The organism is Microbacterium meiriae, from assembly GCF_040686935.1.
Lineage (GTDB): Bacteria > Actinomycetota > Actinomycetes > Actinomycetales > Microbacteriaceae > Microbacterium > Microbacterium meiriae.
In genome coordinates, this window is sequence record NZ_JBFBMF010000005.1 from 63,887 (window position 1) to 77,431 (window position 13,545).

A 13,545-nucleotide genomic window follows, 5' to 3' on the forward strand; every position below is an offset into this window, starting at 1 on the left:
TCAGAGGTCGCGCGTGCGGATGGGGTAGAGCCAGAAGCACAGCCACCCGACCGCGGTGAACGCCAGGGGGATGACCGCCAGCATCAGCCGGATGCCGCCGTCGACGGCCTCCGGCTGCGCGTCGCCGAGCTCGGCGTCGAAGCCGGTCGCGGTCAGCACAGCCGCGGCGACGATCGCCTGGAGGACAACGGAGCCGCGCACGACGAACCCGTTCACGCCGAAGTACGCACCCTCGCGACGGTGGCCCGTGCGATGCGCGTCGTCGTCGATGATCTGGGCGAGCACGACCTCGAGGAGCTGCAGCAGCCCGCCGACGCCGACGCCGACCGCGACGCCGACGAGAGCCGCCGCCCCCACGGACGTCGGGACCAGGTAGCCGAGCACCGCGACCCCGAACACCGCGACGCTCCACAGCAGCGCCGTGCGCGGGGAGGTGCGCCGGACCACCGCGCTCCACAGGACGATCGACGGGATGGCCGTGAGGAAGATGGCGCCGAGCAGGAGGCTGCCCTCGCGCTCGGCCGCCCCCAGCGAGTAGCGGACGTAGAACGGGACGGCGGCGAGGATCACCGCGATCGAGGTCTGCACGCAGAGCGAGCCCAGCACGTACGGCACGAAGGCGCGGTTGCGGAACGTGTAGACGAGCTGGTCCCGCCAGCGCATGGCCTCGGAGGCGGCCTCGGGCACCCGGCGCTCGATCATCCCGCCGAGGAACGACCACACGAGCAGCACGAGACAGACGCCGGACAGCACGAGGGCCATCCCGGGCCAGCCGATCGCGTCGTAGAGCGCGGGGGCTCCTGCCGTGCCGAGCACCATGCCGAGGATCGCGAAGATCTGCCGCGGCACGTTCCCGTGGGCGCGCTCCTCCGTGGTGCGGAAGATCTCCGGGAACAGCGCCGAGATGTTCAGCACCACCACGACGAAGGCGATGTCGTAGACCGCGACGACCACGAGGAACCACACGATGAGCCCGGCCGCCGGGAGCGCGGGCGGCATCCAGACGAGGGCGAACGCGACGACGAGCGGCACGATGCCGAGCCCGATCCACGGGATGCGGCGGCCCCACGGCGTGCGGATCCGGTCGGAGAGCGCCCCGACGACCGGGTTGAGCGCCGCGTTGAGGATGCCGTGGGCGATCATCGCCGCCGCCACCCACCCTGCGGGGACGGCGAGGTGCGAGACGTAGAAGTACACGACGAACGCCGAGAACGTCTGCGTCATCAGCTGCGTCGGGAACCCCGAGGCCCCGAAGGCGATGGTCTGGGAGCGGGTGGGAGCGGCGTCGAGACGGCGGTCGCGCAGCCGTTCGCCGAGCGCCGTCACCGGGCGTCTCCGCGCTGCAGCTCCCGCAGCGCGCGCCAGCCGACGCGAACCAGGCCCTCCTCGACGATCGTCTGCTGCACGAGGGGATCGTCGAGCAGCCGCAGCTCGTAGCCGCGCTTGGCCGCCGCGAAGTCCACCGCGGCGCGCAGCTCCTCACCGTCGGCCATCGGGTGCAGGTAGATCTCGGTGACACCGGGCGGGACGGCGCGCAGCACCGCGAGGAACCCGTCTCGCACCTGTTCGTACGACTCCTCATCGGCGGTGCCCTCGCCGCGCAGCTCGAACGGATGCGTCCAGAGCCGATCGACGATCTCCACGCCGAACGCATCCGCCACCGCCGCCGCCTCGGTGAGCTTCGCCTGCAGCATCGGATCGGCGTCCGCTCCCTCCATCTCGCGGGGCAGGCGGAACGGGAGCCCGTGCCGGGCGGCGAGCTCGAAGACGGCGCGCAGGAAGTCCCGGCCGGTCAGCAGCCCGTAGACGGAGCCCATGTGGTTGTCGAGGTGGGTCACGTCGACGCCGGCATCGAGTGCCGCCTGCAGCTGCGCGGCGATCTCGGCGGCGACATCCTCCTCCGACGCGTGCTGCTCCACGGTCGCGACGTCGGCGGGGAAGAAGCCGTCGGCGTCGACGAGGGTCGAGGAGCCCGCGGTGAGCGGACGCCACCGGTATCGGCGCCACTCGCTCGTGAGCACGAGGTGCACGCCCACGTCGAGGTCCGGGTGCGCGGCGGCGAAGGCGAGTGCTTCCGGGGACCAGGCGCAGGGCACCATCACCGTCGCCGAGTCGATCCGCTCGCGGAGGAGGAGTCCGGAGATCGCGGCGTTCGCGGCATGGCACATCCCGAAGTCGTCGGCGTTGAGGATGACCGCCCTGGCACCGGACGGCAGCCCGAGTCGGTCGGCGAGAGCGGAGGAGGCGGTCATGGCGTGTCCTGTCGGGCGGTCAGCGGCCGGTGGCGGGTGCGCGGGAGGGTGTGAGGATCCGGGTGAAGACGTCGGCGCGGAGCGCGGAGGCCGCCTCACCCACAGCTCCGACGAGCGGCGCCTCCGGACCGAACGCCGAGGCGAGGAAACGGAGCGGCAGCTGCGCCGCGAACTCGTCCGCGACCCGCTCGATCGCATCCAGGAGCGCCGGGTGCACCGCCTCCCCGCCGAGGATGAAGGCCTCGGGATCGAGCACGAGGGCGACGCTGCCCGCCGCGAGGAAGAGCCGTCGTCCGATCTCCGCGACGAGGGCCTGCGCCGCCTCGTCCCCGCGTTGCGCCGCCTCCAGGTGGGCGAGGAAAGGCGCGTCGACATCCAGTCCGAGCCCGAGGGCGAGGTCGCGCACCACCGCCGCGCCCGCGACCGGCGCGCCGATGGGCACCGGCGTCTGCGGGAGGTACATCACCTCGCCCGCCACTCCCGAGAACCCGCGATGCAGCGCCCCGTCGATCACGATGCCGGCGCCGAGGTCGTCATCGAGCAGCAGGAGCGCGAAGCTCGCGAGGTCGATGCCGACGCCGGTGGTCGACTCGGCGAGCGCGGCGAGGTTGACGTCGTTCTCGACGCGGACCGGGCAGCCGAGAGCGTCCGCGAGAGCCGAGCGGAAGGCACCGCCGTCCGGTCCCTGGTCGTCGCGGATCGCACCGTCCGACGCGACGATGCCGGGCACTCCGACGACGGCGAGGTGGACCGCGCCCTTCACGGATCGGCGGCAGGCCGCGACGAGGGCCGCGATGTGCGCGACCCGGTCCTCGCCCGCGGGGAAGGCGCCGTGCCGTTCGGCTCTGATGGTGCCGGTCGCGTCGACGAGGACGACGTGGGCGGCGTGATGATCCACGTGCACGGCCGCCGCGACCCCGAGGGCGGGGTGCAGCGCGACCCGGCCCGCCGCCGGTCCGCGGGTGTCGCGGTCGACCCCGGCCGCAGTGACGGCTCCCGCGGCGTCGAGCATCCGCAGCACCTGGGTCACGGCCGTGCGGGAGAGGCCGGTCGCCGCCATGAGCTCGGCCCGGGTCTGCGGTCCGCTCCGGGCGAGGCGCTCGAGGATCGCGCGGCCGTTGAGCGTGCGGAGCAGGGTCTGCGGTCCTGCGAGGGGTCGTGACATGCGGCGGAACCTCTGGAGGGTCGATTCTCGTGCGGAGTCGGTGCCCGCCAGCCTGCCACATCGCGTCGCACCCGTCGACCCGTCCTTCCCGGCTGCGTCGCCTGCACGCCCCGGGCACGGTCGCACGACGAATCCCGGGAGTCCTCCCCACAGACGCACCCGGGTCGTGCAGGTGTGACCGGGTGACCGAGTACCGGGAGGGGACCGAGGACGTCGGCGGGCCCGCATAGGGTGGAGGGATGACGCCGCTGGTGATCCGAGACGCCGTCGCCGACGATGCCGAGGCCGTGGCCGGGGTGCACGTGCGGTCGTGGCAGGCGGCCTACGAGGGCCTCATCGACCAGGAGGTGCTGGACGGGCTGTCCGTCTCGGAGCGGGCCGACGGGTGGCGCCGCATCTTCGCCGATCCGCTGCCCACGAGCCTCGGGACCCTGGTGGCCGAGCGTGAAGGCACCGTCGTCGGCTGGGCGTCGTTCGGCTCCGGTCGCGACCCCGACGGCCTGGACGACGCCGAGTTGTACGGCATCTACGCCGACCCGACCGCGTGGTCGACGGGGGCGGGGCATGCCCTCCTCGACGCGGCCGAGCAGCGCATGATCGACGCTGGCCACACCCGCGCCTACCTCTGGGTCCTCGACGGCAACGACCGCGCCGACGGCTTCTACGCCCGGCACGGGTGGGAGCTCGACGGGGCCACGAAGATCGATCAGCGCCCGCAGTTCACGCTCCGGGAGCACCGCCGCGTCAAGCTCCTCGCCCCGCGCTGAACGACCGCCGCGTCAGTCGAGCGCGCTCATCACGTGCTTGATCCGGGTGTAGTCGTCGAAGCCGTACTGCGACAGGTCCTTCCCGTATCCGGAGTGCTTGAACCCGCCGTGCGGCATGTCCGACACGAACGGGATGTGGGTGTTGATCCAGACGCAGCCGAAGTCCAAGTCGCGGGAGAAGCGCATGGCCCTGGTGTGCTCCCGCGTCCACACCGAGGCGGCGAGCGCGTACGGCACGTCGTTCGCCATCGTGCGCGCCTCCTCCTCGGTATCGAAGGGCTGCACGGTGAGCACGGGTCCGAAGATCTCGCCCTGCACGACCTCGTCGTCCTGCCGCACCCCGGTCACGATGGTCGCCTCCCAGAAGTAACCGCGGTCGCCCTGCCGCCTCCCACCGGTGGCGATGGTCGCGTGCGCCGGAAGCCGGTCGACGAAACCCTGCACCTGAGCGAGCTGGGCCGCGCTGCTCAGCGGCCCGTACAGCACGCCCTCTTCGTCCGGCACCCCGGTCCGCGCGTGCGTGCGGGTCCGCTCCACCAGTGCGGCGACGAGCTCGTCGTGCACCGATGCGTGCACGAGCACCCGGGTCGCCGCGGTGCAGTCCTGACCCGCGTTGAAGAAGGCCCCGGTGACGATGCCCTCGACCGCCTTCTCGAGCGACGCGTCCGGGAAGACGATCGCGGGCGCCTTGCCGCCGAGCTCCAGGTGCACGCGCTTGACGTCGTCGGCCGCGGAGCGGGCCACGGCCATCCCCGCGCGCACCGAGCCGGTGATCGCCACCATCTGCGGTGTCGGATGCTCGACGAGGGCCGCTCCGGTCTCGCGGTCGCCGAGCACGACGTTGAGGGTGCCCGCGGGAGTGTGCGCGGCGACGATCTCCGCGAGCAGCAGCGTGGTGAGCGGCGTGGACTCGGCCGGCTTCAGCACGACGGTGTTGCCGGCGGCGAGCGCGGGAGCGATCTTCCACACCGCCATGTTCAGGGGGTAGTTCCACGGCGTCACCTGCCCGATCACGCCGATCGGCTCCCGGCGCACGAAAGAGGTGTGCCCGGGGAGGTACTCCGCGGCGGCTCGACCCTCGAGGCTACGCGCGGCCCCGGCGAAGAACCGCAGCTGGTCCACCGACTGCAGGATCTCGTCGGCGACGAGCGTCGCCCGCGGCTTGCCGGTGTCCTTCGACTCGAGGTCGGCGAACTCCTCGGCCCGCGCGGCCATGTCCTCGGCGATGCGGAACAGGGCGAGTTGGCGCGCAGACGGCGGGGTGTCCCGCCAGGTCGGGAACGCCGCCGCGGCCGCGGCATACGCGGCATCCACGTCGGTGCGGTCGGAGATCGGGATCTCGCCGTAGGCTTCCTCCGTCACCGGATCGATGAGCGGCAGGCGCCCGCTCCCCGATGCGGTGACGGCGCGACCGCCGATGAAGTTCTGCAGTGGCACGGTCATCGTCGACGGTGAGGACATAGCGCCATGGTAGCCATCCGAGCGCGGAATCTGTAGCTTTTCGTCCACAGATCGACGGAATCAGTTGCGCAGGGCGGGTCAGAATGTCACGATCGGTACATGAGTCCGAAGACGCCTCCCCCCGCCCTCGACGACATCTCGAAGCGCATCGTCGAGCTGCTGCAGGAGGACGGGCGGCGTCCCTATGCGGAGATCGCCCGCGAAGTCGGGCTCAGCGAGGCCGCGGCCCGCCAGCGCGTGCAGCGCCTGACCGAATCGGGCCTGATCCAGATCGTCGCCGTGACCGACCCGCTGCAGCTCGGCTTCCACCGCATGTCGATGATCGGGATCCGGGTGTCCGGCGACCCCCGCGCGATCGCTGAGGAACTCACGGCGATCCCCGAGCTGGCGTACGTCGTCGTCACCCTCGGGACGTTCGACATCCTCGTCGAGGCGGTGTGCGAGGACGACGACCATCTGCTCGACCTCATCGCCACCCGCATCCGCACCATCCCCGGCATCATCCAGACGGAGAGCCTGCTCTACGCCGGCCTCTACAAAGACCTCTACAACTGGGGAACGCGCTGACGCGCTCCCCTCGCATCGGAGTGAACATGGGCACCACGGTCTTCGAACGCCGTCGTCCTCCGCAGTCCGTCGTCGACGACGCCCTGCGCGACACGGCCCTGTCGGTCTTCTGGCTCGACGACGTCGAGCGGCCCGCGCATCCGCCGCTGCGCGGCACCGTGCACACGGACCTCGTGGTCGTCGGCGGCGGCTACACCGGGCTCTGGACGGCCGTGCGCGCGAAGGAGCGGGATCCGGAGCGGAAGGTGGTCCTCCTGGAGGCATCCCGCGTGGCCTGGGCGGCATCCGGGCGCAACGGCGGCTTCTGCGAGTCCAGCCTCACGCACGGCCACGAGAACGGCGTGAACCGCTGGCCCGAGGAGATCGACCGCCTCGAGGAGCTGGGCCACGAGAACCTCGACGGCATCGCCGAGACCGTGCGGCGGTACGACATGGATGCCGAGTTCGAGCGGACGGGCCAGCTCGCGGTCGCCGTGGAGCCGCATCAGGTCGAGTGGCTGCGCGAGGAGGAGGGCTTCCTCGACCGCGAGGCGGTGCAGGCGGAAGTGCATTCCCCCACGTTCCTCGCCGGCGCGTGGGACCGGGAGGGCAGCGCTCTCGTGCACCCCGCGAAATTGGGCCTGGAGCTCGCGCGGGTGGCCGTCGAGCTCGGCGTGGAGATCCACGAGCACAGCCTCGTCCGGCGGATCGAGGGCGCGGACTCCGGTCCGGTGACCCTCGTCACGGAGCACGGCCGGGTGACCGCCGACGCGGTGGCGCTCGCGACGAACGTGTTCCCCTCGCTCCTGAAGCGCAACCGCCTCATGACGGTCCCGGTGTACGACTACGTGCTGATGACGGAGCCGCTGTCGGCGGAGCAGCTCGCGTCCATCGGGTGGCGCAACCGCCAGGGGCTCGCCGACAGCGCCAACCAGTTCCACTACTATCGGCTCACCGCCGACGACCGGATCCTGTTCGGCGGCTACGACGCGGTCTACCACTTCGGCGGCAAGGTGCGCCCCGCCTACGAGGATCGGATGGAGAGCCACCGACGCCTGGCCTCGCACTTCTTCACCACCTTCCCGCAGCTCGCCGGCCTCCGCTTCACGCACCGCTGGGCCGGCGCCATCGACTCCTCCAGCCGGTTCTGCGCATTCTTCGGCACCGCCCGCGGCGGTCGGGTCGCCTACGCCACGGGGTTCACCGGACTCGGGGTCGGGGCCGCCCGGTTCGCGGCCGATGTCATGCTCGACAAGCTCGACGGCGAGGAGACCGAACGCACGCAGCTGCGGATGGTGCGCGAGAAGCCGATCCCGTTCCCACCGGAGCCGGCCGCGTCCGTCGGCATCAATCTCGTCCGCGCCGCGATGGACAGGGCCGACCACAACGAGGGGCGCCGCAACCTGTTCCTGAAGACGCTCGACGCCCTCGGCATGGGCTTCGACTCGTGACCGCGCTCACCCCGGGGGCCGTCGTCGACGCGGGGAACCTCGCGCTGACGCACGCCCCGCTGCCCGACGAGGACGTCCGCGACGGCGCGCCGACCACGGCGTACACGGTGCTCGACGACGCACGCGGCATCGAGATCGGCGTCTGGGAGATGACGCCGGGCACCGCGGTGGACGTCGAGGAGGACGAGGTGTTCGTCGTGCTCTCCGGTCGCGCGACCGTGGCGTTCACCGCACCCGCGCTCCCGCCCGTGGGACTCGGCCCAGGGTCCGTGATGCGGCTCACGGCCGGCATGCGGACGGTCTGGACCGTGAACGCGACCCTGCGGAAGGTCTCGATCGGGATCTGACGGCTCGTGCCGAGCGCGTCCCACTCAGGCCCGGCGGACCTCCGCGTGCGGGATGCGTGCGGCCATGACCCGCACCGCTTCCGGGTTGTCGTCCACGAGCACCGCCTCCCGACCGAGTGCGGAGGCCACCGCTCCGGTCGTGCCGCTTCCGGCGAAGAGGTCGAGCACCCGATCGCCCGGTCGGCTGGACGCGGTCACGATGCGCCGGAGGATGCCCTCGGGCTTCTGCGTCGGATACCCCGTCTTCTCCCGTCCGGTCGTCGGGACGATCGTGTGCCACCAGACGTCGGTCGGGAGCTTTCCGCGCGCCGCCTTCTCCGCGGTCACCAGCCCCGGAGCCATGTACGGCTCCCGGTCGACGTCGTCGGAGTTGAACACGTACGTCCGCGGGTTCTTCACGTACACCAGGATCGTGTCGTGCTTGGTGGGCCACCGCCGCCGGGATTTCGCGCCGTAGTCGTACGCCCAGATGAGCTCGTTGAGGAAGCAGTCCCGGCCGAACACCGCGTCGAGCATGACCTTCGCGTAGTGCGCCTCGCGGTAGTCGAGGTGCAGGTACAGGGTGCCGTCGTCGGCGAGCAGGCGCCAGGCCTCCTCCAGCCGCGGCATGAGGAAGGCGCCGTAGTCGTCGAAGCTGTCGTCGTACGCGCGCAGCATGCCGCGCACCCGCTCGTATCGGTGTCCGTGGAAGCCGTGCCGCACCTCCGGCCCGCCGACCGCGTGTTCAGAACTCAGGAGATCCGACGCGGTTTCGGCCGGTTGGGAGCTGCCCCCGTCCGGATCCGCCGATTCTTCCGGAGTTGTGAACGTGCGGCGGGCGGTGACCACCTGCCGCTCCCGCACTCTTCCGGTGTTGAACGGCGGGTCGAGGTAGACGAGCGTGAAGGACCCGGACGGCAGGGTCGCCGCGACGGCGAGGTTGTCCCCCTCGATCACCGACACCCGCCCCGGGACCTGGACCGCTGGGCCAGCACCCTGGGTCCCTGAGCCTGTCGAAGGGCCTGAGCCTGTCGAAGGGCCTGAGCCTGTCGAAGGGCGTGAGCCTGTCGAAGGGTTCACGGAACCCGGTGCAGCCACGCGTCGGTCGAGAACTTCGACTCCACGAGAGCCTGGGCATCGGCGTACTCGTCCGGCGTGATGCCGCCGTCCTCGGCGGAGGTGAGCGAGCGGAACGTGTCCTTGAAGCGCTCGATGATCTCGGCGCGCTCCAGGCCGGTCTGGCTGCGCAGGGGGTCGACGCGCTTGGCGGCCGAGGTCGTGCCCTTGTCGCTGAGCTTCTCCCGGCCGATCCGCAGCACCTCGGTCATCATCTGGCCGTCGATGTCGTAGGAGAGGGTGGCATGGTGCAGCACACCTCCGTTCGCGAGGCGCTTCTGCGCGGCGCCGCCGATCTTGCCGGTCGGGCTCGCGATGTCGTTGAGCGGCTGGTAGACGGCGTCGATGCCGAGCGAACGGAGCGCCTGCAGCACCCAGTCGTCGAGGAACGCGTAGGAGTCGGCGAAGGTCATGCCCGCGACGAGCGACGCCGGCACGTACAGCGAGTAGGTGATGATCTGCCCCGCGGCCATGAGCATCGCTCCGCCTCCGGAGATCCGGCGGACGACGTCGAAGCCGTGCTTCGCAGCGCCCTCGGGGTCGACCTCATTGCGATACGACTGGAACGACCCGATGACGACGGCCGACTCGTCCCACTCCCAGATGCGCAGCGTCGGACGCCGACGCCCCTCGCCGACGCGGGAGGTGAGCACCTCGTCAAGGGCGAGGTTCATGCGCGGCGAGACCGCCTTCTCGTGGACGATCTCCCAGTCGAAGTCGCCCCAGCCGGGCGCCGTGACGAGCGCGCGGCGGACGGCGGTGCCGACCGCCTCGGGGGTGAAGCCGAGCAGCTGGGCCCCCTCGGGGAGGGCGCCGCGGACGGCCGCGGCGATGGCCGTGGCGTCGGACTCGACGGGGAGACCCTCGACAGCGGCGTTGATGTCGTCGAGCGCGGAGTCCGGTTCGAGGAAGAAGTCCCCGGCGAGCCGGAACCGCGCGATCCGGTCGTTCTCGACCTCGAGGTCGACGACGACGAGCTTGCCCCCAGGAACCTTGTATTCACCGTGCACGGATCCAGCTTAAGGCGCGCGCTGCCCCCGTGGTCAGCCGCCGAGCACGACCACGCGCTCCCCTGCCCTGATCGGCGTGGAGTAGCGGTTGCCTGGTGTGGGCAGGGGGCAGATGAACTGGTCGGAGAAGGCGCACGGCGGGAGGTACGCCCGGTTGAAGTCGATCACGGCGGACCCGTCGGCGGCGGGCTCGTCGACGGGGAGGAACCGGAACCGGTACGTCTCCAGCCCGTTCGTCCCGTCGGCGAAGACCGCACTCAGCGCTCCGCTCCCGCTGCGGGTGACGGTGAGCTCGTGCGGGGTGCCGGCGAGTTCGAACCGCAGGCGTCCGGCGATCGCGGTCTCGCGCTCCTCACCGTCGACCGAGGTGACGACGATCCGCTCGTCTGGCGCGGGTTCGAACGTCGCGGGGAGCCGCCAGCGCTCGTCCGGGGCGTAGGCGTCGATCGCCGTGAACCACTCCCGCTGCGGACGGGCCGGATTCCAGACGCGGAGGGCCAGCAGCCCGTTGCGATCGAACACCCGCAACTCCCGCCGCCCGAGGCGCAGGGTCTGGGCGCCGCGGAGGGTGACGACCGACCCCGACGGTCCGAGTTCGCTGCCGCGGATGCCGCCGTCGCCGGTGAGGGCCCAGAGTCCGGGGACGCCGTCGACCGCTGCGGGTTCGGTGATGAGCCAGTTCGTCGACTCCAGCGCGGACGGCCCGTACTCCGACCCCGCATAGCGTTCACGCGCCGCATGCCACTCATGCCAGTCCGTCAGGAAGCTCATCGCCGCGGGCCCTCCCCCTCGCTCGTGCGGATGTGCCCCGAATCTAGGCCCGCCCTCATCCGCCGTGGCCTCCCTCCGTCACACGCCTTCACCCCGCGTCATCCCGCGTCACACTCCCCGCGGTCCCCGCGCACCTCCCGCGGGATCGAAATCGTCCCCCATCGCACCCTCCCCCGCCCGCTTCTGATCCCGCCATCCGTGAACCCCACCGCCACCGGCGCGCGAATCACCGTGCGTGTTCGAGAAGGCTCCCCCGAGGTCCGTCCCGGGCACGAAAGTGATCCCGCGGCAGTGGCGGGAGGCACAACACTGATCCCGCGGGATGTCGGGAGGCTCGAAGGTGATCTCGCGGGCGGTGACGGGAGGCTCGACCTTGACCCCGACAGGTCATCGTGGACGCGGACTCACCGGCGCACCCACGCACAGTGCGTGTTCGAAAACGTTCCGCTGGGGCCTGTGCCACGCGCGAAAGTGATCCCGCGGGACCGGGGGAAGGGGCGAAAGTGATCCCGGACCGTAAAGGGACCGGACCCGGGACGGGGGTCAGCGGGCGGGGATGTGGGCGTCGAGCCAGGCGAGGACGTCGGCGCGCACCTCGTCCTGCTGCAGCTCCTGGAAGATCTCGTGCCGGGCGTCGGGGTAGACGAGGGTCGTGACGTCGGTGAGTCCGGAGCGGCGCCGGTACTGGTCGGCGAGCTTGTGGACGCTGCGGGGACCGCCGACCGGATCGTCACGGCCGACGAGGAGGAGCATCGGGAGGTCGCGCGCGAGGTGCGTCGCCGGACGCCCGTACAGTCGCGCCGCGTCGAGCAGACCGAAGAGCTTGAGAAGCGGCACCCCCGTCGTGAGCGGGTCCTCCTCGAAAGCCTTCCACACCGCGGGGTCGCGGCTCAGCCACTCGTACCCGGTCGCGTCGTCGGCGGCCCACGCGGCGTTCAGCGGCGCCGGGTTCAGGGAGCGGGGCGTCCGCAGCGCCGAGCCGGACAGGATGACCGCATCGAAGGCCTCGGCGTGCTCGTTCACCAGCATCTGTGCGAGGAACGACCCCCACGAGTGCCCGAGGAGCACGAGCGGAAGGTCCGGGTTCTCGTCGCGGATGATGCCGGTCAGCTGCCAGATCGCATCCTTGGCCGCCCGGAGACCCCCGGGGCCGAGCCGACCGAGCCGGGCCGGATCGCCGTGCTGGCGCATGCCGGTGCGCCCGTGCCCACGGTGGTCGTCCGCGTAGACGGTGAACCCGGCTCCGGTGAGCGCGGCGATCAGCGCCGGATACCGTCCCGCGTGCTCGCCCACCCCGTGCAGGAGCTGGACGACGCCGCGGGGCGTGCCCTCCGCGGGGTGGACGTCGTAGACGATGGCGATGCCGTGGCTGTCGGTGTACTCGCGGGTCTCGGTCATGGGTCGGCCCTACCGGTCGGTTCCCTCGACGGCGTCGCGGATGGCGTCCCGGATCGCGAAGGCGATGTCGCGGTCCGTCACCTCGTAGCCGCCGACCCCGTCGGAGGCGGAGCCCATGCGCACGCCGCCGTCCTCGGTCACCGCCCGCTTCGCGGAGAAGTGGAGGGCGTCGACGCCGGCCGCGGCGAGCACCGGAGCGCTCGCGACGTCGACGCCGCTGCCGGCCATGACCTCGATCTGCCCCTCGGCCGCGGCGACGAGCGCGCGCAGGATGTCGAGGCCGTCGATCGCGGCCGATGCCCCTCCGGACGTGAGCACGCGCCGGAGCCCGAGCTCTCTCGCGGCCCGCAGGGTCGCCACCGGGTCGGCTGTCACGTCGATGGCCCGGTGCAGGGTCGCCGGAGCTCCCCCGGCCGCATCCCGCAGCCGCGCCATGGCATCGTGGTCGAGCCGCCCCTCGGCGTCGAGCGCGCCGATCACCACGCCGGCCGCGCCTGCGGCGACCGCGTGCCGCACGTCGCGTTCGGCGACGGCCAGCTCGTCGGCGCTGTAGTGGAAGCCGCCGGCGCGCGGACGGATGAGGACGTGCACCTCGGGGCCGTTCGCCCCCGCGGCCTCGAGCGCGAGTTCCAGCGTGGCGGGCGACGGGGTGAGCCCGCCCAGGGCGAGAGCGGTGGCGAGCTCGACGCGGGCGGCGCCGACCTCTGCGGCGATGCGCACTCCGGCGGGATCCTGGACGGCGATTTCGAGAGCGATCGTTCGGGTCACCCCTCCATTGTGCCCGCTGCCCCGGCTCCTCCCGCCCCCGCGTCAGAAATATTAGATAGACTAACTAAGTATGTCTGCGTCCGATGATTCCCTGCACCTCACCGCCACAGACCTGCGCATGGCCACGTTCCGGCTCGCCCGCCGGCTCCGCTGCGCCCGCGCCGCCGACATGATGAGCGACACGCAGCTCGCCGTTCTCGCCGAGCTGCGCATGAACGGCCGGCGCACGATCTCCACCCTCGCCGAGCGCGAGCGCGTGACCGCCCCCTCGATGACGAGCATCGTGAACGGCCTGGAGGAGCAGGGCTTCGTCGCCCGCACCCCGGACGAGGACGACCGCCGCCGCGTGCAGGTGGACATCACCGCCGCCGGCGTCGAGGTCGTCGTCGAGACCATCCGCCGCCGCGACGTGCTGCTGGCCGACATGCTCCGCGAGGTCGACTACACCGAGGAGGAACTGACGACGCTGCGAGAAGCGAGCGCCCTGATGCGGAGGGTGGTGGAGCGATGAGCG

14 protein-coding genes are annotated in these 13,545 nt (G+C 71.7%); 5 read left to right on the forward strand and 9 right to left on the reverse strand.

The genetic code is table 11. The annotated features are described in order from the left end of the window. Genes AB0P08_RS15740 through AB0P08_RS15750 form a run of 3 tightly spaced genes read right to left on the reverse strand, consistent with a single transcriptional unit; the run spans nt 1 to nt 3,417 of the window. Nucleotides 1-1,326, reverse strand: coding sequence for an MFS transporter (locus AB0P08_RS15740; RefSeq protein WP_363590477.1), 1,326 nt, complete (start codon nt 1,324-1,326; stop codon nt 1-3). Continuing rightward, nucleotides 1,323-2,252 (reverse strand): polysaccharide deacetylase family protein, encoded by a 930-nt coding sequence (locus AB0P08_RS15745; RefSeq protein WP_363590478.1) that lies wholly within the window; start codon nt 2,250-2,252, stop codon nt 1,323-1,325. Before AB0P08_RS15745 ends, AB0P08_RS15740 begins: the two co-directional genes overlap by 4 nt. Nucleotides 2,253-2,271: 19 nt before the next feature. Next, nucleotides 2,272-3,417: an ROK family protein gene (locus AB0P08_RS15750; RefSeq protein WP_363590479.1), complete on the reverse strand. Its 1,146-nt coding sequence runs from the start codon at nt 3,415-3,417 to the stop codon at nt 2,272-2,274. A gap of 239 nt (nt 3,418-3,656) precedes the next feature. Here AB0P08_RS15750 and AB0P08_RS15755 point away from each other — a divergent pair, with 239 nt between their 5' ends. After that, nucleotides 3,657-4,184 carry a GNAT family N-acetyltransferase gene (locus AB0P08_RS15755; protein ID WP_363446477.1) on the forward strand — a complete coding sequence of 176 codons (528 nt, stop codon included), beginning with the start codon at nt 3,657-3,659 and terminating at the stop codon, nt 4,182-4,184. Nucleotides 4,185-4,196: 12 nt separating this feature from the next. Here the strand turns inward: AB0P08_RS15755 and AB0P08_RS15760 are convergent, their stop codons facing one another. After that, nucleotides 4,197-5,645 carry a gamma-aminobutyraldehyde dehydrogenase gene (locus tag AB0P08_RS15760; RefSeq protein WP_363590480.1) on the reverse strand — a complete coding sequence of 483 codons (1,449 nt, stop codon included), beginning with the start codon at nt 5,643-5,645 and terminating at the stop codon, nt 4,197-4,199. 99 nt (nt 5,646-5,744) lie between these two features. Between AB0P08_RS15760 and AB0P08_RS15765 the strand changes: the two genes are divergently transcribed. From AB0P08_RS15765 to AB0P08_RS15775, 3 genes are read left to right on the forward strand one after another with little or no spacing between them, the layout of a single operon-like run. Then, entirely contained in the window at nt 5,745-6,212 is a 468-nt protein-coding gene (locus AB0P08_RS15765) for an Lrp/AsnC family transcriptional regulator (RefSeq protein WP_025105441.1), read from the forward strand. Between the two features lie 26 nt (nt 6,213-6,238). Then, nucleotides 6,239-7,642, forward strand: coding sequence for an NAD(P)/FAD-dependent oxidoreductase (locus tag AB0P08_RS15770; RefSeq protein WP_363590481.1), 1,404 nt, complete (start codon nt 6,239-6,241; stop codon nt 7,640-7,642). Then, a complete protein-coding gene (locus tag AB0P08_RS15775) occupies nt 7,639-7,989 on the forward strand; it encodes a cupin domain-containing protein (protein WP_363590482.1) in 351 nt (116 codons plus the stop codon). Before AB0P08_RS15770 ends, AB0P08_RS15775 begins: the two co-directional genes overlap by 4 nt. A gap of 24 nt (nt 7,990-8,013) precedes the next feature. Here the strand turns inward: AB0P08_RS15775 and AB0P08_RS15780 are convergent, their stop codons facing one another. The 5 genes from AB0P08_RS15780 to AB0P08_RS15800 form a co-directional block, all read right to left on the reverse strand. Next, complete coding sequence (locus AB0P08_RS15780; RefSeq protein ID WP_187664232.1) at nt 8,014-8,931, reverse strand: DNA-methyltransferase; 918 nt, start codon at nt 8,929-8,931, stop codon at nt 8,014-8,016. 113 nt (nt 8,932-9,044) lie between these two features. Next, nucleotides 9,045-10,094, reverse strand: coding sequence for a lipoate-protein ligase LplAB (lplAB, locus tag AB0P08_RS15785; protein WP_315636266.1), 1,050 nt, complete (start codon nt 10,092-10,094; stop codon nt 9,045-9,047). Between the two features lie 33 nt (nt 10,095-10,127). Then, nucleotides 10,128-10,865, reverse strand: coding sequence for a DUF1684 domain-containing protein (locus AB0P08_RS15790; protein WP_363590483.1), 738 nt, complete (start codon nt 10,863-10,865; stop codon nt 10,128-10,130). A 543-nt stretch (nt 10,866-11,408) separates the two neighbouring features. Further along, entirely contained in the window at nt 11,409-12,263 is an 855-nt protein-coding gene (locus AB0P08_RS15795) for an alpha/beta fold hydrolase (protein ID WP_187662471.1), read from the reverse strand. Between the two features lie 9 nt (nt 12,264-12,272). Next, nucleotides 12,273-13,031 (reverse strand): copper homeostasis protein CutC, encoded by a 759-nt coding sequence (locus AB0P08_RS15800; protein ID WP_363590484.1) that lies wholly within the window; start codon nt 13,029-13,031, stop codon nt 12,273-12,275. A 70-nt stretch (nt 13,032-13,101) separates the two neighbouring features. Between AB0P08_RS15800 and AB0P08_RS15805 the strand changes: the two genes are divergently transcribed. Beyond that, the gene (locus tag AB0P08_RS15805; protein ID WP_187662473.1) at nt 13,102-13,542 is read left to right on the forward strand and encodes a MarR family winged helix-turn-helix transcriptional regulator; all 441 of its coding nucleotides are present in this window, start codon (nt 13,102-13,104) and stop codon (nt 13,540-13,542) included. Nucleotides 13,543-13,545 lie beyond the last annotated feature (3 nt).